The organism is Streptomyces sp. NPDC059256, assembly GCF_042753785.1.
Lineage (GTDB): Bacteria > Actinomycetota > Actinomycetes > Streptomycetales > Streptomycetaceae > Streptomyces.
Window position 1 is genome coordinate 261608 of sequence record NZ_JBHYZO010000006.1, and the last position, 20114, is coordinate 281721.

Genomic DNA, 20114 nt, shown 5'->3' on the forward strand with positions numbered 1-20114 from the left:
CCAGTCGCCAGATGCCCGTAGCAGCAGGTCAGCGCCGTATACAAAGCACTCTCTGACATGCCCCGACCACAAAGGCGCGACTACCGTACGTATGTTCACGCCCTCACCCGGGTGCAGGAGTGGAGGTGTCGATCAACGACCGTGCGGAGGTTACGGGCAGTCGGTCCTACGGCTGGGGCGGGAACCCGTACGCATGGACGGCGTAGGGGTCGTCGATCTGGTGAACACCGCAGGCCAGCGGGCACATTGGCGCCATGCCAGCTACTCCCCTCCACGACACCGACGCGACCGTGCACGTCTTTCGGCAGCGGTTCACCTCTTCACCGCTGGGCGCTCGTTTGGCTCGCCATCTCGCGAGCTACCGCCTCCAGGACTGGGGCGTCCCGGCCGGTTCCGCCGTCGGTGACATCGCCGCCCTCCTCATCGCGGAACTGGCCGCGAACGCGGCCACCCATGGCAGGGTGCCCGGCGCGGACTTCGAACTGGAGCTCTCGCTCTCACCGGAACTGCTGCGGATCGATGTCTCTGACAGCCATGGGCGACGGCCCCCGGAGCCAGGCGCCCTGGTCGAAGCGGGACTCGAACAGGACGGCGGACGGGGGCTGATGCTGGTGGAGGCACTCGCCGACCGGTGGGAAGTGGTCGATCGGGCGCCCCGGGGGAAGACCGTGCGCGCCGAAGTGGACCGGCAGCGCTGACGGTCGGCGGGTGACCCGGCGACCGCCGCTCACGGTCCGTACGCGCTCACTCGCTCCGGGAGTCGCGGATCGCGTTCACCAGTCCGGTCACGAGTCGCGCCCGCTCCTCCATCGCGTCGACCACCAGATACTCATGATCGGCGTGGGCACCGCCGCCGACGGCTCCCAGACCGTCGAGCGTGGGCACTCCGAGCGCGCCCGTGAAGTTGCCGTCGCTACCGCCACCGACCGCCTTGCCCAGGATGCCCGGCTGGATCCGCTGCGCCATCGCGAACAGCTCCGCCGACGCCGACTCCGGCATCGGCGGCCGGCCCACGGCCCCCGAAACGGTGATCTGGGCCTCGTCGAGATGGGGGGCGAGTGTCGCCATCCACGTCTCGACCCGTTCTTTCTCCTCGGCTGATTCGACGCGGACGTCGACCAGGACCGTCGCTTCCGCGGGAATCACGTTGTCCGTGGTTCCCGCCGATGCCACCGTCGGCGTCACCGTCGTCCCGATCTCCGGCCGGCTCAGCGCGGAGATGTCCAGCACCTGGTGCGCCGCCTCGATCAGGGCGTTCACTCCGGCTTCGGGCTCCAGCCCGGCATGCGCCGCGCGTCCCTTGATGGACACCTCGAAGGTGCCGCAGCCCTTGCGTCCCGTCTTCAAGCCGCCGTCATCGGCGGCACCCTCGAAGACCAGTACAGCGCCGCAGGTGTGGGCCAGCTCCTCGATCAGGGCCCGTGAGGAGCGCGATCCGACCTCCTCATCGGCGGTCACCAGGATCTCCACACCCGAAAGATCGTCCAGCGCCGCCAGACCGTGGATCGCCTGCACCAGGCCACCCAGCATGTCGAAGACTCCCGGGCCCGTCGCATGCCCGTCCGCCACCTGGAACGGGCGGCGCTCCAGCGTTCCCAGCGGGAAGACCGTGTCATGGTGGCCGAGGATCAGCACTCGGGGCTCGCCACCGCCCGACCAGCGCAGGTGCGGCCCGGCCGCGCTCTCCACCAGGACGGCCTGTCCACCCAGTCGGTTCTCGATGACCGCGGCCACCGCGCGGGCCGATGCGTCCAGGGCAGCGAGATCACGCGACGGGGACTCGACCTCGACGAGCTTCCGTAGATCCTCGATCATCGCGTCAACACTCACAGCAGCGCTCTTGTGCATCGTCATGCCACCAAGATACGGGCAGCGTCCCACGCGCCAGGGGACGCAGCATGGGACGGAATGAATCCCCGCACCATCTGAGTCGCAGCCCTGCACCCAGCGGGAACCGGTTGCCGTCCCGGTCACCTGCTGTGCCGCTCACGGCGGTCGGGCGGGGCTGTTCCGGGGTTCCCGGGGCGGGATGTGGCGCGTCCACATCCCGCCCCGGGATCCACCGCTGTCACCCGGCGTGACGATGACAGGAGCACAGTGCGGCCCGTTCGAGTCGTCAGGCACCCCCGCGGCCGACGCGTTCGAGGTGTCGGGGTGGTGAGCTAGCGGGGTTCCGTCAGCAGTTCACCGTACGGTCGTAGTTCCCGAGGATTCCGCTGTAGATGTACAGCGTGCTGGCGCCGCGCGCCAACCGGTAACACTGGCTGTCCGGAGCCAGGGACACCACGACCCGCACCGACCGGGTGCCGGAACAGTTGTTGGTGAGCAGGACGTCGAAGCCGTCGGTGGTCGCCGTGACCATGCGGCCGATGCAGGACGGAGCCGTCGTCGCAGCCGCCGCGGGCGACGCCGAGAGCGCCAGGGAACCGACGAGAGCCACCGCGGTCACCGCGGCCTGTGCAGCCTTCCGGGACTTTCGCATCATGCACTCCTTGCGTAGGGGTTGTTCACAACAGCCCGAAGGTTAGGCTGGCGCGCGCACAATGTGCGCACGACATATGCACAACTCGGTTTCGGACAGCCCACGTTGTGGGCGCCGCTCTCGCGACATGGTTGGTGACGGTGCGCTTCGCTCTCCTGGGCCCCCTGGAGGTCACACTCGACGGGCAACGCATCCCCCTGGGCTCGATCAAGCAGCGCCTGCTGCTGGCCACCCTGCTCAGCCGCCCCTCGGAGACCGTGCCGACCGGGGTGCTGGTGGCCGCCCTGTGGGGCGAAGACCCGCCGGCGTCCGTCGCCGCCAATCTGCGGACGTACGCCCGGGGGCTGCGCGGCGCCCTGGGCGGCGACGGCTCCTGGGACGGCATGCCGTACACCCGCGGTGGCTATCTGCTCCGCGTCCCACCGCTCGCCACGGACGTGGAACGCTTCGACGAGGCCGCCTTCCGGGGCCGCCGCGCCCTGGCGGCCGATGATCCCGGCCTGGCCTGCGAGGAGTTGTCCCGAGCGCTGGCCGAGTGGCGCGGCCGGGTCCTCGAAGGACTCGCGCTGCCGGACGTGCTCGTGCCGTGGGCGACCGGTCTGGAGGAACGCCGGTGCCACGCCGAGGAGGACTACGCACAGGCGCTGCTCGCGGAGGGCGACCTCTCGCAGGCGGTGCGGCGGATGCGGAGACTGGTGGCGTCCCATCCCCTGCGCCAGCGGGCCTGGGGCCATCTGATGCTCGGCCTGTACCGGGTGGGCGATGTGGGGGGAGCCCTGGAGGCGTACCGCACAGTGCGCGATGCGCTGGTCCGGGAAACCGGTCTGGAACCCGGGCCCGAACTGGCGCAACTGCACCAGGACATCCTCAAACAGCGATCGACCACGGTCGGAAGTGACTCACCGCCACCGCCGCCGCGCCCCCAGCAACTTCCCCTGATCACGCCCGATTTCGTCGGTCGGGAGGAGGCCATCGCCGCGCTCGACTCCAGTCTCCACCGCACGGACGACCAGATGTCGGGCGTCGTGATCACAGCCGTCTCCGGAATGGCCGGCGTCGGCAAGACGACACTCGCGCTGCACTGGGCACACCGGGTCGCCGACCGGTTCCCCGATGGGCAACTCCATGTCGACCTGCGGGGGTACGACGAGAGCGGGGTGGTGTCCGCGTCCGACGCGCTCCAGGGGTTCGTTCAGGCACTGGGCGTACCGCAGGCCCGGATACCGTCCGGTACGCAGGCGCGGGCGGGCCTGTTCCGTAGCCTCCTGGCCTCCCGCCGGATGCTGATGGTGCTGGACAACGCCCGGGACTCCGCCCATGTCCGGCCGCTGCTCCCCGGCGCCGGGACCAGCGTGGTGATCGTCACCAGCCGCGATCGGCTCCAGGGGCTGGTGACGTCCGAAGGCGCACGGACGCTGACCCTCGATGTACTGAGCGCCCAGGAGTCGGCCCGGATGCTGGCCCGTCGGCTGGGCCCGCGGGTGGCAGCCGAACCGGACGCCGCCGCCGACATCGTGGCCCTGACCGGGCGGCTGCCCCTCGCCCTCGCCGTCGTCGCCGCCCGGGTGGCGAACCACCCGACGTTCCCCCTGCACTCCTTCGCGGCCGAACTCCGACCCACCGGCGCCCTGTTGGACGTACTGGAGGACGGCGACGCCCAGCGGATCCTGTCCTGGTCCTATCTGGCCCTGTCCGAGGAGGCGGCCCGGCTGTTCCGGCTGCTCGGGCTGCACCCGGGGCCTGATCTGACCCTGGACGCCGCGGCTGCGCTGGCCGGTGCCCCGGTGCACTCCGTCAGACCCCTCCTGCGGGAGCTGACCCGGCTGCACCTGCTGACCGAACACCGTCCCGGCCGCCATCGGTTCCACGATCTGCTGCGGACGTACGCGACCTCACTGGTCAGGACCACCGAGCCGGCCTCCGGTGTGCTCCAGGCCCGGGAGCGGTTCTACGACCACTGTCTGCACCGCGCGCACGCCGCCGCCGTGCTCGTACAGCCGCAGTGGCCGGCCGTCGTGCCCGTGCCACGGCTGCCGTCCAACAGCGGCGAGTGCGCCCGGGACGCAGAGGCCGCCCTTGAGTGGTTCGCCGGCGAGCGCCAGGTGCTGTTGCGGGCAGTGGCGCAGGCCGCGGCGTACGGCTTCGAAACGTACAGCTGGCAGCTCGCCTGGGCACTCACCGCCTATCTGGCGCCCCTCGGTCAGTGGCAGGACCAGCGCACGGTCCAGGAGACCGCGTTGGCTGCCGCCGAACGGTCCGGTGACGAGGTCGGCGAGGCCATGGCCTGTCGGCTGCTCGCCCGGGCCGACTCCCGACTCGGCGCCCTCGACACCGCCGAGCAGCTACTGCGCCGGGCCCTTGGGCTGTACGAGCGGTTGGGCGAGTGGAACGGGCAGGCCCAGACCCTGCACAACTACGTCGAGCTCTGCTACATGAGCGGTCGGCTGGCCCAGGCGCTGGAACACGGGCGGGAGGCACTGCGCCTGTACGGGCTCTCCGGCAACCGGGACGGCGAGGCACGCACCCTCAACGCGATGGGCTGGCTCCACGCCGCGCAGGGCGACTACCCGGCCGCCATCGACCACTGCACGCGTGCGCTGGAGCGACAACGGCAGGCGGGCGACCGCAACGGACAGGCCGCCACCCTGGACAGCCTGGGGTTCGCCTACCACCACCTGGCCAGCTACGACCGGGCGGTGACCAGCTATGAGGAGGCCATCGAGCTGTTCCGGTCCTCGGCCGACCGCTACCACGAGGCCGAGACCCTGGTCAGGCTGGGCGACACCAAGTTGGCGACCGGCCGTCCTGCGGAGGCGGAGGAGATCTGGGAGCGGGCCGCCGCGATGTTCGACGCCCTGTGGGACCCAGAGGCCGACGCGGTTCGGGAGCGCTTGGCCGGGCTTCGCGGCATGGCCGAGGGAAGCGACCCCCTGGTTCCCTGAGACGGTTCACTGAGTCAGCTCGCTGAGTCAGGCTTCAGAGTCAGCTTCCTGAGTCAGGCTTCAGAGTCAGCTTCCTGAGTCAGGCTTCTGGGTTGGGACAACGCGCCGGGTCCGGGGGCCGATCGGCTGTGTTGTCCGCGAGCAGGTCCCGGGTGCGGCGTACCAGTGCCTCTCGTACGTGGTCCGGGGACAGTACCCGTAGTGGGGTGCCCAGGCCCAGGAGGTACACGACGAGCTGCTCGGTGTCATTGCCGCCGATGTCGACGATGGTGGCGTCCGGGCCATCGGCGCGGTGGGTGCCGATCGTCGGCGGGACGACCTGGAGTGCGCGGTCCATGGGGTGCGGTAGCCGGACTGTCACATAGAGCGGGTACACGACGCTCGCGATGCCTCGGGAGACGAGGAGGGCCGGGTCGGGAGGGTCCACGAACTCGACCGCCCGTCCGGTGGACTGGACGCCCACGACCCGGTCGGCCCGGAAGGTCCGCCACTGGTCCCGGGCCACATCCCTGGCGACGAAGTACCAGCGGCGGCCCGTGTGCACCAGGCGGTAGGGGTCGACTTCCCGGACCGTCGCCTTGCCCGCGTGATCGCGGTACGACAGACGGGTGCGCTCCTCACTGCGGCAAGCGGCGGCCAGTTCCCGCAGCACATCGGGCGGGATCTGGCGTCCCTCGGGCCGGGGAGTGTGGACGAAGGTGGCGTCCATCTCGCCCAGTCGGCCCGCGATCCGGGGCGGTAGGACCTGCCGCAGTTTCAGCAGCGCCGACAGTGCGGCCTGATCGCTGCCCAGGACGCCGCTGAGTGCGGCCTCGCGCAGGGCGACAGCCACGGCGAACGCCTCCTCGTCATCGAGGACCAGCGGCGGCACCCGGGTGCCGCCGCCGAGGCGGTAGCCGCCCCACGGCCCCGGGTCGGACTCGACGCCATAGCCGAGTTCCCGTAGTCGGGCGATGTCCCGTCGGACCGTGCGGTCGGTGACCGCCATGCGCTCGGCCAGCTCACGGCAGGTCCACGTCGATCGGGTAGACAGCAGTGAGACCAGTCGCAGCAGACGGGTGGAGGTACTGATCACATCCCGAAGTGTTCCCCATGACCAGGACCGAACCTGTCCTGATCCCGTCCTAGCGTCCTCCCCATGAGTACCGAAACCACTGTGAGCACCGACAGCGCGTCGCACACCGAAGCCGCGTCGGGCACCGACACCGCGTCCGGGCCCGCGATCCGCATGCTGTCCATCGACTTCGACTGCCCGGACCCGATCGTGCTGTCCCGCTTCTACGGCGACGCTCTCGGCCTGCCCGTCATCTACTCCAGCGATGACTTCGTCCTGCTCGGTCGGGAGGGCGCACCCGGTCTCGGGTTCATCCGGGTGGCGGACTACCGGCCGCCGACCTGGCCGGACCCGGCCCAGGGAAAGCAGGCGCACATGGAACTGGGCGTCGACGACCTGGAGGCCGCCCACGCCCGGATGCTGGCCCTGGGCGCCGTGGAGCCTCCGGTTCAGCCACACGCCGATGAGCGGAGGGTCCTGCTGGACCCCGCAGGCCACCCGTTCTGCATCTCCACGGGGAGCTGACGGCACGGGCGGCCCATATCCACGACCGCGCACCTGCGGCTTCCGAGGCCCGTGGGCCGGTGTTGTGGGTGCGCGGTCGTGTGGGCAGCGCGGTCGTGTTGGAAGTGTGACCGCCGCGCGCTGCCCACCGGCTCAGCGCGTGACGGTCACGGGGTGGATGCGTTGGGAGGTCCCCGAGATCCCGTCCGAGGTGGTGTTGTGGGGAGACGGTGTGTCGGTTGCGCTTCCCGCACCCGAGCCGTCGGCACTCCTCTGCTCGGTGGCCTGCCCGTCCGCTCGCGGAGTGCCGCAGAACTCGGCCTCCATCGTTTCCAGCATTCCCGCCGAACTCCAGTCACCATTGAGGTTGAAGGCGAACGCATGGCGGCCGTCCTCGGTGGCCACCGCGTACGAGAGCGAGCCGACCCAGCTTCCGCCGTGTCCCCACAGCGTCTTGCCGCAACTCGCGGTGAGCCGTTCGAGACCGAGCCCGTAGTCCGAACCGGGCGTTACGGTCTTCATGGCCTTCAGCTGGCGCGGAGAGAGCAGTTTCCCCTTCATCAGTGCACTGAAGAAGCGGTTGAGGTCGCCCGCGCTGGAGATGATGTCGCCCTCGGCCCAGGTCTGCGACGCGTTCTGCAGGGTGATGTCGTAGATCTTGGTGGCGGCGGGATCGCGCGTCAGTTTCGAGTACGCCCGGCTGCTCGGTCGCGGCATGAGGGAGCTGTTCCCCGGCATGACGGTGGCCCGCAGCTTCAGCGGCTTGATGATGCGGTCGCGGACCTCGCGCTCATAGGTACTCCCCGTGGCCTTCTCCATGATCAGCGCGGCCAGCACATAGTTGGTGTTCGAGTACGCGTACTCGGTGCCGGGCGCCGACGTCGGTGGGTTCGACATCGCGGCGTCGACCGCCACCTGAGGCGTTCTGGTCTTGAAGCGGTTCTGGTAGAAGCCTGGTTCGAGGTACTTGGCCGCATAGGCGGAATCGTTGATGAAGTCGAAGACCCCGCTCGTGTGATTGAGCAGCTGTCGTACGGTGATCTTCCGTCCGTCGTGCCCCTGACCGCGCACCATTCCCGGCAGCCAGGTGTCGACCGTGTCATCCAGGTCAAGTCGCCCCTCCGACTCCAGTTGGAGCATGACGGTGGCGACGAACGTCTTGGTGATGCTGGCGACACGGAACCGGTCGTCGGCCTGGCGCGGAGCACCGGTCTTCAGATTGCCGACGCCCGCCGTGGCCTTCCACACGCCGTCCTCGGTCAGGGCCTGCGCCGTGACGCCAGGGATGCCGCCGCGGACGATGGACTCCATCGCCTGTTGTGTTCCTCGGTGTGCGGAGCGGTCCGGATGGTGGTCGGTACCGTCCGAGCGGGCCTGCGCCGGTGCCGTGAAGGCGGAGGCGGCCAGCGCCACAGCCATCAGGCCCACCACACTCGTACGCGCTCTCCCTCGTGCTGACATGTGCGACTCCCTACGGTTCGCTGCGCCGCGGGCCGGGGTGGGCCGCGCGGTCCTGATGTGGGGGAGGCGCCCTGGTTCGGCTGGGACCGCCCCGCATCGCAACAGACCGCAAAGAGGGATGAGATGGTTGATTCTCGGAGGAAATTCCTAGATCGCCGCTTGAGTTCCTGGGTCACGGCTCAGTGGTCGAAGGCCACGGCTCAGTGGCCGTCGGACGGCGAGGAGGACACGGGCCGCGGCACTCACCTCGGCATCCTTCGGTGTTCACTTCGGCACCCATGAGGACTCCGGTCAGGGGATCGGGGGTTGACTGCGCGGGGCCTCGATGCCGGGCGACCGTCAGACGAGGAACGGCCGCAGGTCATCCGTACCGGGCAGACCGGGCAGACCGAACAGGGGTGTGCCCGGCCGCCGAGGAAACCGCTCCCGTCGCCTCGACCGCCGGGTACCTGGACGCGCGGACGTCAGACGCCGATGTCCCGACCGTCCTTGCGCCAGATCGACACCACGGCCGGCCGGACGAGCTTGCCCGGGCCGTCCGGCCAGGTGCTGTCGGGCTTCTCGACCGTGGCGAAATCGGTCTCGCCCGGATGTTGGACGGCGACGAGGACTCTTCGGTCCTGGATCACCGGGCCGCAAGTCTCCGCCCCGATCGGCACGGTGAGGAACTGCTTCAGCTCACCACGTCGCTCGCCCTGGGTGGCCACACCGAACAGCCCGTCGTTGGAACCGAGTTTGTTGCCGTCGGTGGAAATCCACATATTGCCGTGCGGGTCGAACGTCACATTGTCCGGGCAGGAGATCGGGCTCACCCGGTCCTTGGGGAAGCCGGCGAAGTAGGTCTGCGGGTCGTTCGGGTCACCTGCGACCAGGAACAGCCGCCAGGCAAAGCCGTCGCTCGACGGATCGTCCCAGTTCTCCGCCAACTCCAGGATCTGACCGTGCTTGTTGAAGTTCCGCGGATTGGCCTCGTCCGCGCCCGGCTTGCCGGGGTTGCCACGCTCGGTGTTGTTGGTCAGCGCCACGTACACCCGGCCCGTGCGCGGGGACGGTTCCACGTCCTCGGGCCGGTCCATCTTGGTGGCCCCCACCTTGTCGGCCGCGAGCCGGGTGAAGACGTACACCTCATCCGCCGTCATCCCCGGCACGTGGGAGACCTTGTCCGTCGCCAGGGGAATCCACACACCGGAGCCGTCGAACTCACCGTCGGCCGGATGAGCGCCCGTACCGCTGCCGTTGGTGTACTCCGGGCTGTCGCCGGTCAGTTTGGCGACATACAGTGTGCCCTCGTCCAGCAGGGTGAGGTTGTGTTCGCGCGCCGCACGGGAGTTGCCCTTCTTCATCCGCTTCGACGAGACGAACTTGTAGAAGTACTCGAAGCGCTCGTCGTCACCCATGTAGACGACCGGACGGCCGTCGTCGGTCAGCCGGGGCTGCGCACCCTCGTGCTTGAAGCGGCCCAGCGCGGTGCGCTTGCGAGGAGTGGAGTCGGGGTCGTACGGGTCGAGCTCGACCACCCAGCCGAAGCGATGTGTTTCGTTGGGTTCCTGTCGGACGTCGAAGCGCTTGTCGAACCGCTCCCACTTGCGCTCGGTCGCCCCCGTGGCGAGCCCGTAGCGCCGGTCGGTGGGACGGCTGGAGTGGGCGAAGTAGTTGTTGATGTTCTCCTCGCCGTGCAGCGTCGTCCCCCAGGGTGTCTCGCCCCCCGCGCAGTTGTTGAACGTACCGAGGACTCGGGTGCCCGACGGGTCGACCGATGTCTTCAGCAGGGGACTACCGGCCGCGGGCCCGGTGACACGGAACTCCGTGGTGGCGGTGATCCTCCGGTTCAGGCGGTGGCGCGGGACGGCGGTCAACCGGCCCGTACCCCGCTCCTCCTGGACCACCACGACCGACAGACCGTGCCCGGCCCAGCCGATCTCCACCTGTTCGCGGGTCGGGTTCTGGGGGTCGTAGTTGCGGAACATCAACCACTCGCTGGTGTACTCGTGGTTGGCGACCATGAGCTGTCGACCGCGCTCACCGGGGAGCGGCAGCAGCGAGAGGAAGTCGTTGTTGTAGCCGAACTGGCCGGCCTGCGCCTTGGCCGTCTGCCTCTCGGCGTCGAAGGCGGGCGCACCGCGCAGGATCGGATCGCCCCAGCGGATCACGATGTCCTGCCGATAACCGGAGGGGATGGTGACGGTGTCGGCCACATTGGGTGCGACGGGTGCGAAGCGCAGGCCACGGGCGCCATCGGCGCGCCCGTGCCCCGCCCCCCTGGAGACCGCTGCGGCAGCGTGCGCCCGTCCGCCCCCGCCGGGGCCGGCGACGCTCGCGGCGCCGACGGCAGTGGCGACGGTCACCACGGCTGCGGCGCGCACCACGGACCGACGGGAGAGCGCTCCGGCGATGATGTCGGCGGCGTACTCGTTGTCACTGGTGTTGGGGACTTCCTGGAAACAGGCGTCACCGCATCGGTATCGGCAGGTGAGCGCGGAACGTCCGCCCTGGTGCGGCTTGGAGCTCAGAAGCGGCAGCATATTGCGCACTGTGTCCTCCTCCGGCGCGATGGCGCCGACAGCTTTGGGAGTTTTCCCGGCCAGACACTAAGGGGATATGAACCAGGTCACAAGACAATGGATCTGGAGTTCCAAGAAGTCGAATCAATAATCATGGCCATTACACGCACAGACGCCTGGCCATGGACATGCCTGCGAACATGCCTGATCAGAGAGAGAGTGAACATCTATCTCTCTGCAATATCCGGTCACAGTGATAGCCAGCCGACATCGCCACAAGGGCGGTCCATGGCGAAACAAGGTCAGTCCATAGCGAACCGAAGCCGAGACCCCCTACATATTCCTAGCCGATGAGAAATCCTGAGCCACCACCTTTCGTTGCGCACAATTTCGAATAACCAATGTCAGGTCCGCTACGGGCTAGGCCACCGGTGATGCCTTTCCCGGCGCTCACCGGTTTCCAGGAAATAGGCGGCTTTCCTCTCCAGAACGGCCCCTTCGGAACGGCCCCTCCAGAACGGAACCCCAGGAGGGAATGACCAGAAGGCGGGTGCACCGGTGGTGGATGTCCATGGTGGGGAGTCCGTGGCACGGACTCCCCACCACCCCGACGGGCGGGCCTTTCCGAAAGTCAGGGCGGGACCCGGAAAGGGGACGAGGGCGGAACCCGGGGTCGGAATCGGCGGTCGACCCGGGGCTCCGCCCCGACTGTGGGGACCGGTGGTGGCAGCGGCCGGCAGGAGCCCGTTGCCATCACCGACTTCAGGGAACGACAGGGCTACAGAGCTACAGGGCTACAGGACGAACACTCCGATGAGCATGACCGCGGCGAGCGCCGTGACGCCCTGGACGAGGGTCGCCGCCGTGTGGGCCCGGTATGCCGTCTTGACGTTCATGCCGGAGAACTGCGAGACGACCCAGAAGTAGGAGTCGTTGACATGGCTGACCACCATCGAACCCGCACCGATCGCGAGGACCGCCATGACCTGGCCGATCGGGATCGCGCCCATCGTCCCGTCCAGACCCAGTGCGGGCAGGAGCGGCTGCGCCAGGGTGGAGGTGATGATCAGGGCCGCGGTGGTGCTGCCCTGCGCGGTCTTGAGCAGTGCCGCGAGGGCGAACAGGACGAGCAGCGCAGTGAGTCCGCTGACCGCCGAACCGTCACCGATGAGGGTGCCGATGTAGTCGGCCATCGGGGTGCCCTTGATCACCGCACCGAACGCGCCGCCCGCACCGGTGATGACCAGGATCGGAGCCGCGTCCACCAGTCCTTCGGCGACCCAGGTGGTGAGCGCCTTGGCGTCGAGCTTCTTCGGGAGCAGCAGAAGTGCCAGCAGCACACCGATGAGGAGGGCGTTGACCGGGGCGCCGAGGTCCTTGAGCAGACTGCCGAAGGCGCCGTCGATCACGGTGCCGTCACCCGAGGGGAAGGCGGCGACCGAACCCACGGCCATCAGCACGATCGGCAGGAGGATCGGGGTGAGGGCGCGGGACAGGCTGGGGAGGTGGTCGAACTGCTCCTTGTACTCCTCGAACGTCTGCTTGGCGTCAGGGAGCTTGCTCTCCAGGTTCCCGGTGCGGCGCAGTGCCCAGGCCAGTCCGGCGAGGGCGGCGACGAGGGAGACCGGGATGGAGAAGAGAATGACCCAGATCAGTCCGTCAGAGCCGATGCCAACGTTGCCAGCCGCTGCGATCGGGCCGGGGGTCGGCGGCACGAAGGTGTGGGACGCGTACAGGCCGGTGGCGAGCGCTGTGCCCAGGACCACGGGGTTCTTGCCGGTCTTGCGGGCGATCGAACGCTGGAGCGGCGAGAGCACCACATAGCCGGAGTCACAGAAGACCGGGATGGAGACGACCCAGCCGATCAGGGACATGGCTATCGCGGGGTGGCGTTTGCCCACGACCTTCAACACGGCTTCGGCGAGAGTGACGGCTGCACCCGTGCGCTCCAGCACCTTGCCGATGATCGTGCCGAAGAGGATCACCAGACCGATGCTGGCCAGGATGGCGCCGAAGCCCTCGGCGATGGTGGTGCCGAGCTTGTCGACGTACGCCTGGTCCGAGTCGGTCGCGGCTCCGATGCCCATCGCGACCAGGCCGAAGGCGTAGGTGGCGAGGACGATGGCCAGGAACGGGTGCATCTTGAAACGGCCGCACAGAAGAATGATCAGGCCGATGCTTGCCGCCAACGCGGCGAGCAGGGCGGGTCCAGCGGTGCTCATGGGACTCCTTGCGGGGACAGGAACGGCGTTGCGGGTACGGGGACGGAAGGGAGCCGGTCCTGGGCAGGACGGGAGCCCTCGGGTAGATCAGGGGATGCGGTGCGTACGGGCGGCTCGGTGGGGCAGTGCGCGCAGTGGGGCAGGGGGAGGGTCAGCGGGACCGCAGGCGCACGGCTTGTTCGGCGGCGGCAGCCAGCAGCTGATCCGCCGACTCGGTCATGAAGGACAGCGTCCGGGGACCGTCAGCGATGCTGAGCGCGGCGGTCAGACCGATCTCGTGCAGTTCGTCGATCGGATGGACGATCTCACCGGCGAGTGCGACGGCGGGGACACCACGCTCCCGGGCGAGCCGCGCGACGATGGAGACGACCTTGCCCGCCGCGCTCTGTCGGTCGAGCCTGCCTTCTCCGGTGATCACCAGGTCGGCGCCGGTGAGCGCCGCCGGGAGCCCGACGGTGTCGGCGACCAGTTCACAACCACGGACCGGCTCGGCGCCCAGGACGGCGACCATGCCGCCGCAGGTGCCGCCGGCCGCTCCGGCGCCGGGCAGATCGTGCACCCGTACCCCGAACTGTTCGGCGAGCACATCACCGAAGCGGGCGAGGGCGCTGTCCAGTTGCCGTACCTGTTCGGGGGTGGCGCCCTTTTGCGGACCGAAGACCGCGGCTGCACCTTCGGGGCCGACCAGGGGGTTGGTGACGTCGCACGCAATGCGGAAGCGCGTCTGACGGACGGAGTCCTTCACCCCGCTGACGTCGATGCGCGCCAGTTGTGCGAGCGCCGCGCCGCCGGGAGGCAGTTCGACGCCTTCGGCATCCTCGAACCGTACGCCGAGCGCACGCATCAGACCGGTACCGCCGTCGGTGCTGGCGCTGCCGCCGATGCAGACGAGCAGGTCCCGCGCTCCGCGTTCGATGGCGTTGGCGATCAGTTCGCCGGTGCCGGTGGTGTCGGCGTGCAGCGCGTCCCGCTCGCCCTCGGCGAGCAGGGGCAGTCCCGATGCGGCGGCGAGTTCCACCACCGCGGACCCGCCGTCACCGGAGAGAACATAACGGGCGGGGACGGGACGACCGAGGGGGCCGGTGGCACTCAGGGTGACTTCCTGGCCCCCGGTGGCACCGAGGATGCAGTCGAGGGTGCCTTCGCCACCGTCGGCCATGGGGACCCGGACCACTTCCGCGGCCGGCAGGGCACGACGTACACCCGTCTCGATCGCCGCGCAGACCAGGGAGGCCGACAGGCTGCCCTTGAAGGAGTCAGGAGCGATAACAACACGCACAGAACCAGGCCCTTCGGGAGGAATGAGCACATCCGGGGAGTCCGATGAGCTGTGTCGGAACTCTAGGTACTGGGGTGCCCGGTCAGTATTGGCCCGGATGACGAACTTTTCCCCCCTGCGCACACCCGAGGTTGTGCACGGTGCACAACCTCGGATCCGGCGCAGTGGGCCGATCCCGACGATTCAGTCGAGCTCGGTGAGATGCAGGGCGACCTGGAGGACGACCGCGTCCTGGAAGGAGCGGGGATCGCGCGAGGTGAGGTCCTCGATCCGGCCCAGCCGATAGGCGAGGGTGTTGCGGTGCACATTGAGCGCCAGGGCGGCATCGGTGATGCTGCGGTCCTGGGCGAAGTAGACCCACAGCGTGTGTCGGAGCTCTGCGGAGAGCGGGCCGAGGATGCGTTCGGCGGTGGCGTTGCGGGTGTCGGTCGCGATCCGGGCGAGCAGTGCCGGGAGTTCCAGGTCCGACAGGCGCACCTCGCCCACGAGCTTTCTGCGCATCGCGAACCTGGCCTGCCCGGTGCGTTCCACCAGGGCGGCGAAGTCCTCCGACCGACCGGCGTCGAGGACGCCGATGTCCTTGCGGCTCTCGCACAGGGACACAAGGCGGCGGCGCAGGGCCACGGCAGCGGTGCCACCGGCCACGGCCCACACCGCGCCCTCGGCGTCGGCGGCGACCAGCACGGCCGCCTCGTCCACTTCGAGCCAGCGGTACAGCTCGCGGGGGTCGGCAGCCGTGTCCTGCTGTCCGCAGTGCAGGACGAAGAGGGTGTACGGGGCCTCCACCCGGCAGCCCGCGAGTTGCTGACGCTGACGCCAACTCTGCACGGTGAGCCGTTCGGCGACGAGGTCCTCGACGATCTGCTGTCGCACCCGGTGGCGCCAGCCGGCCTCACCGAGGAACGCCTGTTGCATGACCATCACCTCGGCCAGGTGCGCGATCGCCCGGGCGATCTCGCCGACATCCCGCGGCTCACCGCTGACACCGACGACGCCGACGATCTCGTTGTCCAACCGCAGGGGCAGGTTCACACCGGCCCGGGTGCCGTGGAGGGTACGGGCCTCTTCCCCGGTGACGGAGAAGGGCAGCCCCGTTTCCAGTACCCGTCGGGCACCCTCATGGAGGCTTCCCACGCGCGATCGATCGCCACTGGCGGTGATCACACCTCGCTCATCCATGATGTTCACGTTGACCCCGAGGCGGCCGACGATGTCGTCGACAATGGCCTGAGCGGTCGTGCCGGCAATCATCGGGCCAAGATACCCGCGTAGACGGAGTACGCCAGGGTTGGTGCACAACGGTTCGTGGCCGTTGTGGGTGTCGCGTTAAGACGGTGACGCTGCCGGCCTCTCCCCCGGCCGTGCCCGCACCGCACGAGTCCCCGTACGAGTCCCCGTACGACGTCTCGTACAGCCACTCGTACGAGATCTCACGAGCGGTGGGCGGTGGGGATCAGATCGGGTCAGTGGGTGGTGTCGGCCCGCATCGACCCGATGTGATCCCTCGCACGATCTCAGCCGAGGATGTCGTAGATCCCGCACTGCGCGGACTCGGAGTCCACCACGAAGCCCGGGCTGCACCCCACGACGATGCGCGGGTCCTGCTCGATGGTGATGATGATGTCGCCGAAGTCGTGGGCCGAGGCGGTGGAAGCGCCGGCGATGCCGGCGACGGTGAGCGCGAGGGCGGCCAGCAGGGTACGCATACGCATGGATCTGTCCCTTGGTCGTGGATGAGCCATCGAATGTGAACGTCGAGCGGACACTACCGACGCGACGTGATCGTGACGGTGTCCACATCGCGCTGCGCCGACCACGGCACCCGATCGGACCCATCCCACGGGGAGCGAGGTCCGGCCACGGGCTGCGGCAGGGCCTCGTCCCCAAGGTAATGGACACGTCGAAGGGCTACTCGACCGTTCGGGCGAAGCGCGCCCAGTCGGTGAACTCCCAGTCCCACCGACGACACACCCGCTCGCGCGGCAGATCCTCCTGCGAGGGGTCGAGGAGCATCAGCGCGACATGCCGACCGTCTCCGACGATCACCGCCAGCAGATAGCCGCCCTGGGTCGTCAGCATCAGGGACATCTCGTTGTTCGTCATGGCGAACCGCGCGTCGGGACGGTCGACCTTCTTGACCTCGATGCGTACGGGTCGCCCCTGTGCGTCGATGCCGTCCAGGTCGTAGCCGACGTTCTGCCCGCTGACGTCTTGCAGGCTCCAGCCCCGGCCGTTGAGGAACTCCATGGTGGCGATCTCGGCGGTGCGCCAGCGCGCCAGGACCGCCGGCAGGGAACCGTCCGGCGCGGGGGCGGCCTTGGCTGCGGACACCACCGGGGCGGGAGGCGCCGGCGGTGGCACGGCGGGCGCCGCCGCTTCGACGAGTTCCCGTTCGACCGGGGTGAGCTTGCGGCCGTGCGTACGGGCGAGTTCCTGGAAGTGCCCGCCCAATCGGCTCTGGAGCGGTTCGGAGAGTGCATCGCTCCCCTGTGCGCTCAACACCGCCGACAGATCGAGCGTCTCCAGACCGAGGACCGCCTTGACGGCCCGCGCGGCCGGCTGGTTGCGGTGGGCGTAGAGCGCCGCGGGCGCCCCCGCGGGAAACACCGTCGCCACGTCGTCGGGCTCCAGCAGGACGCCGGAGTACGCGAAGGGCGGGCGACGGGCCGTCATCTGCTGCCGCAGCGCGGTGACCAGGAGCTTGCTGGCCGATGTGCCCGGGGACACCAGCAGGTTGCGGATGTCCTCGCCCTCCAGCACCAGTTGCCACAGCCGATCGAAAACAGGATCGCCCGGGGTGCGCAGGCTGTCCGCGATGGCCCGCGCAGCATCCACGAGGACCTGTCGGGTGGATTCGTCGGCGACCACGGCATGGGTGCGCGAAGGATCGGTGAGGAGGTCTCCCGAGACGACGACGGGCAGACCGACCTCGTCGTCGAGGGGGAGGAAGCACGCCAGTCGGCCGCGCACTCCGGTGAGCGTCATGGCGCGGGCGTTCAGCGGAACGGCGACGGTCGCCCGGCCGTGCACCAGGACCCCGAACCGGGCTTCGCCCTCCTCCAGCCGAAGGACGATGCCCGAGGCGTCGCGCTCGATGTGGATGTCGCGCTTGCCGGCGTCGGAGCTGATCTCGATGCGCTGCACATTCCGTAGGAAGAGGGCGCTGATCGGGTCGAGTGCGTCGAACCCGGCTTCGGCTTCGGGTCGGCAGGTCACGGTGAAGACGGCGCCGTGCACCGGGTCCCCGCGGTGGATCTCGGAGGGTATCCGGATCAACGGGGTGGCGTTCGGGCTCGTCTCCCCGAGCAGCGCGGCCGAGGCGGCACGGTCGAAGGAGAAGCCCACGTCACCGGAGCGCACATCGATGCGGGTGGCGACCGCGGCCAGCGACTTGAAGCCGATGCCCCGGTAGCCGATCGAATCCCCACCGCGCGTCTTGGTGGAACTCGCGCTGCGGCACAGCGCCTCGACGTCCGCGGCGTCGAGGAGTCGTCCGTCGTTGGTCCAGCGAAAGCGCCCGCCGCCGAGGGCTTCGATGCGTACGGTGCCCGAGCCCGCGTCGTCGGAGTTCTGGAGCAGTTCGTACGGGACGCGATTGCGGTAGGTCTCGGCGAGCAGCCCCTCCATGCGGGCGATCTCCCCGAAGAGACCGGGCGCCTGGTGGTGTTCGCGGACCAGCGCGTCCTGGAGTGCGGTGAGGCGCGGGACGAGTTCGCTCACAGGTCTTCCGCATCGACGAGCCGGACCACGACACGCACCGGCTGCCCCGCGTACTCGTCGAGGTCATCGCCGACGTCCGCGATCCAGCGAGGCTGGCGCCCGGGGAGCTTCCCCCCGTCCTGGACGGCGATGTGGCCGTACAGGCTGACTTCGCGCTTTTGAAGGAGGAACCCGGCTTCGTCGAGCACTTCCACCACCAGACCGGGCAGAGCCACCTCGAAGGGGCACTCGTCATCGAGGGTCGCGTCCTGATCGCGCCAGTCCTCGGCCGTGAGGTAGTCGGCGAGCAGTTGCTGCGCCGTTCCGAACTCGGCGGAGCCTTCGAGGTGGACCCGCAGCACCTTGTCGTAGGAGTCACGGAGGATGTGGGCGCTGCTGGTGTTGAGCCGCAGTCGTACGGACTCGTAGGTGGTCTCGTCCAGCACCTCGATCGGCAGGGCGGTGATGTTCGTCGGCGGCAGGCTCAGCCCCGAGTCGATCTCCTCCACGTCGAAGGCGGTGAGGCGCAGGACGATGTCGTCGGCCTCAAGGGGCTTCTTGCACTCCCATGACTGGCTCGTGAGGGAGATTCGCTGGGGGCGCTTGCTCACCTTCTTGACGGTCTCCAGGACGACGCGCTCGTACCGGGGGGCCGCGGAGGAATCCTCCCGACGGCTCAGGGCGATCAGCAGGGGTGGCGCGTAGTCACCGCCGCCGAAGCGGTCCGTCCAGTCCTCGGGGAGGAACCGGACCGTGCCGGAGACCGCTATCTCCTGGAAGTGGTCCTTCTTCCCGTAGCTCTTGGTGACCAGTCGCGCTTCGACCTCGTCGATCTGCCATCCCACGAGGGACAGAGAGAGGTCGTCGACCTCAATGCTCAGCGCCTGAACCGATTTGTCACTCATTGTCCTGCTCGCCCTCCCCGCGGTGGTGCACACTGCGCACGCCAGGATCCGATCTGGCAAACGGACGATACCGCCTGTAAGGGTCGTTCAGGTCGGTGGGGGAAAGGAGCGGGTTCCCGATCCGACGGCCCGAGGTGGACCCGGTAGTCACAGGGATGCGTGGCGTCGAAGCCGGGCCCTGCTTTCGGACCCTGCCGGGCGTGCTGTGGTGCCTGGCGACGAGCGGTGGGCGTTGGGCGGTGGGCGTTGGGCGACGGGGAGGATGTGCACCGACGGTAGGTTGGTCCGGGTGAGGCCCGACGATGCATCCCCGCACACCCGTGAGCGAGCGACAATGACGACCACGCCAGCCGTTGCTGCGGACAGGCCGGCCGACCGGCCGCAGGTGTCGGGGGGTTCGGAGACCGTCGGCGGTCTTGTCATCTTCCTCAACGGCACGTCGAGTTCCGGCAAGTCGAGCATCGCCCGCGAGTTGGCCGCGCAACTCGACGATCCCTGCTTCCATCTACCGGTGGACGCCTTCCACGCCATGCGGTCGAGCCCCGCAATCGCACCCGATCGACTACCGGCCGTCCTCAAGCGCACCTGGATGGGGTACCACCGTGCGGTGGCCGGTATGGCGGCGGCCGGCAACACCGTCATCGTCGACCATGTACTCAGCGAGCCGTGGCGCCTGTGGGACTGTGTTGGGCTCTTTCGCCCGCAGGATGTCGTCCTCGTCGGTGTGCACTGTCCCCTGCCTGAGTTGGAACGCAGGGAACAGGCCCGGGGCGACCGCCCGGCGGGGCTGGCCGCCCACCAGTTCACCCGGGTCCATGCACACGGCCTGTACGACCTGGAAGTCGACACCGGCAGCACCACACCGGCCGAGTGCGCACGACGGATCAAGGACTTCCTACCGGAGCGGCCGACCCCCACCGCCTTCGAACGCCTGGCCGCGCTCAGCCCGGACCCCTCCTGAGCAAGGCCCTTCCCGCATCTGCCGGCAAGGCCGTTCATCACCCATGCGGATCTGCGTCGGGCGAGGCCGCCGTGAGCCCCGGGTCGCACCCGGTGTGGCGTCGG

Annotated in this window: 15 protein-coding genes; 4 read left to right on the plus strand and 11 right to left on the minus strand. The window is 69.0% G+C overall.

Translation table 11 applies throughout. The features are described from left to right. The first annotated feature begins 254 nt into the window (after positions 1-254). Complete coding sequence (locus ACFXJL_RS16955) at positions 255-698, plus strand: ATP-binding protein (protein ID WP_383539701.1); 444 nt, start codon at positions 255-257, stop codon at positions 696-698. Between the two features lie 46 nt (positions 699-744). On the opposite strand, the gene ACFXJL_RS16960 is transcribed toward ACFXJL_RS16955, so the two are convergent. Then, positions 745-1854, minus strand: coding sequence for a M20 family metallopeptidase (locus ACFXJL_RS16960; protein ID WP_384693059.1), 1110 nt, complete (start codon positions 1852-1854; stop codon positions 745-747). A gap of 322 nt (positions 1855-2176) precedes the next feature. Beyond that, positions 2177-2482, minus strand: a complete 306-nt coding sequence (locus ACFXJL_RS16965) for a beta-Ig-H3/fasciclin (RefSeq protein WP_358878996.1) — start codon at positions 2480-2482, stop codon at positions 2177-2179. A gap of 140 nt (positions 2483-2622) precedes the next feature. On the opposite strand from ACFXJL_RS16965, the gene ACFXJL_RS16970 reads away from it, so the two are divergent. Continuing rightward, positions 2623-5424, plus strand: coding sequence for a BTAD domain-containing putative transcriptional regulator (locus ACFXJL_RS16970; protein ID WP_384693062.1), 2802 nt, complete (start codon positions 2623-2625; stop codon positions 5422-5424). Between the two features lie 79 nt (positions 5425-5503). Here ACFXJL_RS16970 and ACFXJL_RS16975 read toward each other — a convergent pair whose 3' ends face one another. Beyond that, on the minus strand, positions 5504-6499 hold the full coding sequence (locus ACFXJL_RS16975; RefSeq protein WP_358878994.1) for a YafY family protein: 996 nt from the start codon (positions 6497-6499) through the stop codon (positions 5504-5506). A 63-nt stretch (positions 6500-6562) separates the two neighbouring features. Between ACFXJL_RS16975 and ACFXJL_RS16980 the strand changes: the two genes are divergently transcribed. Continuing rightward, positions 6563-7003 (plus strand): VOC family protein, encoded by a 441-nt coding sequence (locus ACFXJL_RS16980; protein WP_384693065.1) that lies wholly within the window; start codon positions 6563-6565, stop codon positions 7001-7003. Positions 7004-7135: 132 nt separating this feature from the next. Here the strand turns inward: ACFXJL_RS16980 and ACFXJL_RS16985 are convergent, their stop codons facing one another. From ACFXJL_RS16985 to ACFXJL_RS17020, 8 genes are all read right to left on the minus strand, one after another. Further along, positions 7136-8443, minus strand: coding sequence for a serine hydrolase domain-containing protein (locus tag ACFXJL_RS16985; protein WP_384693068.1), 1308 nt, complete (start codon positions 8441-8443; stop codon positions 7136-7138). A gap of 464 nt (positions 8444-8907) precedes the next feature. Continuing rightward, complete coding sequence (locus tag ACFXJL_RS16990; protein WP_384693071.1) at positions 8908-10974, minus strand: PhoX family protein; 2067 nt, start codon at positions 10972-10974, stop codon at positions 8908-8910. Between the two features lie 764 nt (positions 10975-11738). Further along, complete coding sequence (locus ACFXJL_RS16995) at positions 11739-13166, minus strand: GntP family permease (RefSeq protein WP_384693074.1); 1428 nt, start codon at positions 13164-13166, stop codon at positions 11739-11741. Between the two features lie 151 nt (positions 13167-13317). Continuing rightward, positions 13318-14445 carry a glycerate kinase gene (locus ACFXJL_RS17000; protein WP_384693076.1) on the minus strand — a complete coding sequence of 376 codons (1128 nt, stop codon included), beginning with the start codon at positions 14443-14445 and terminating at the stop codon, positions 13318-13320. A gap of 183 nt (positions 14446-14628) precedes the next feature. After that, positions 14629-15696, minus strand: coding sequence for a sugar diacid recognition domain-containing protein (locus ACFXJL_RS17005; protein ID WP_358878989.1), 1068 nt, complete (start codon positions 15694-15696; stop codon positions 14629-14631). A gap of 263 nt (positions 15697-15959) precedes the next feature. Next, positions 15960-16157: a hypothetical protein gene (locus tag ACFXJL_RS17010; protein WP_358878988.1), complete on the minus strand. Its 198-nt coding sequence runs from the start codon at positions 16155-16157 to the stop codon at positions 15960-15962. 196 nt (positions 16158-16353) lie between these two features. Then, the gene (locus ACFXJL_RS17015) at positions 16354-18165 is read right to left on the minus strand and encodes a sacsin N-terminal ATP-binding-like domain-containing protein (RefSeq protein ID WP_384693080.1); all 1812 of its coding nucleotides are present in this window, start codon (positions 18163-18165) and stop codon (positions 16354-16356) included. Further along, positions 18162-19049: a hypothetical protein gene (locus tag ACFXJL_RS17020; protein WP_358878986.1), complete on the minus strand. Its 888-nt coding sequence runs from the start codon at positions 19047-19049 to the stop codon at positions 18162-18164. The genes ACFXJL_RS17015 and ACFXJL_RS17020 overlap by 4 nt, the downstream gene beginning before the upstream one ends. Positions 19050-19383: 334 nt before the next feature. Here ACFXJL_RS17020 and ACFXJL_RS17025 point away from each other — a divergent pair, with 334 nt between their 5' ends. Continuing rightward, the gene (locus ACFXJL_RS17025) at positions 19384-20010 is read left to right on the plus strand and encodes a chloramphenicol phosphotransferase CPT family protein (RefSeq protein ID WP_384693083.1); all 627 of its coding nucleotides are present in this window, start codon (positions 19384-19386) and stop codon (positions 20008-20010) included. The last annotated feature ends 104 nt before the right edge of the window (positions 20011-20114 follow it).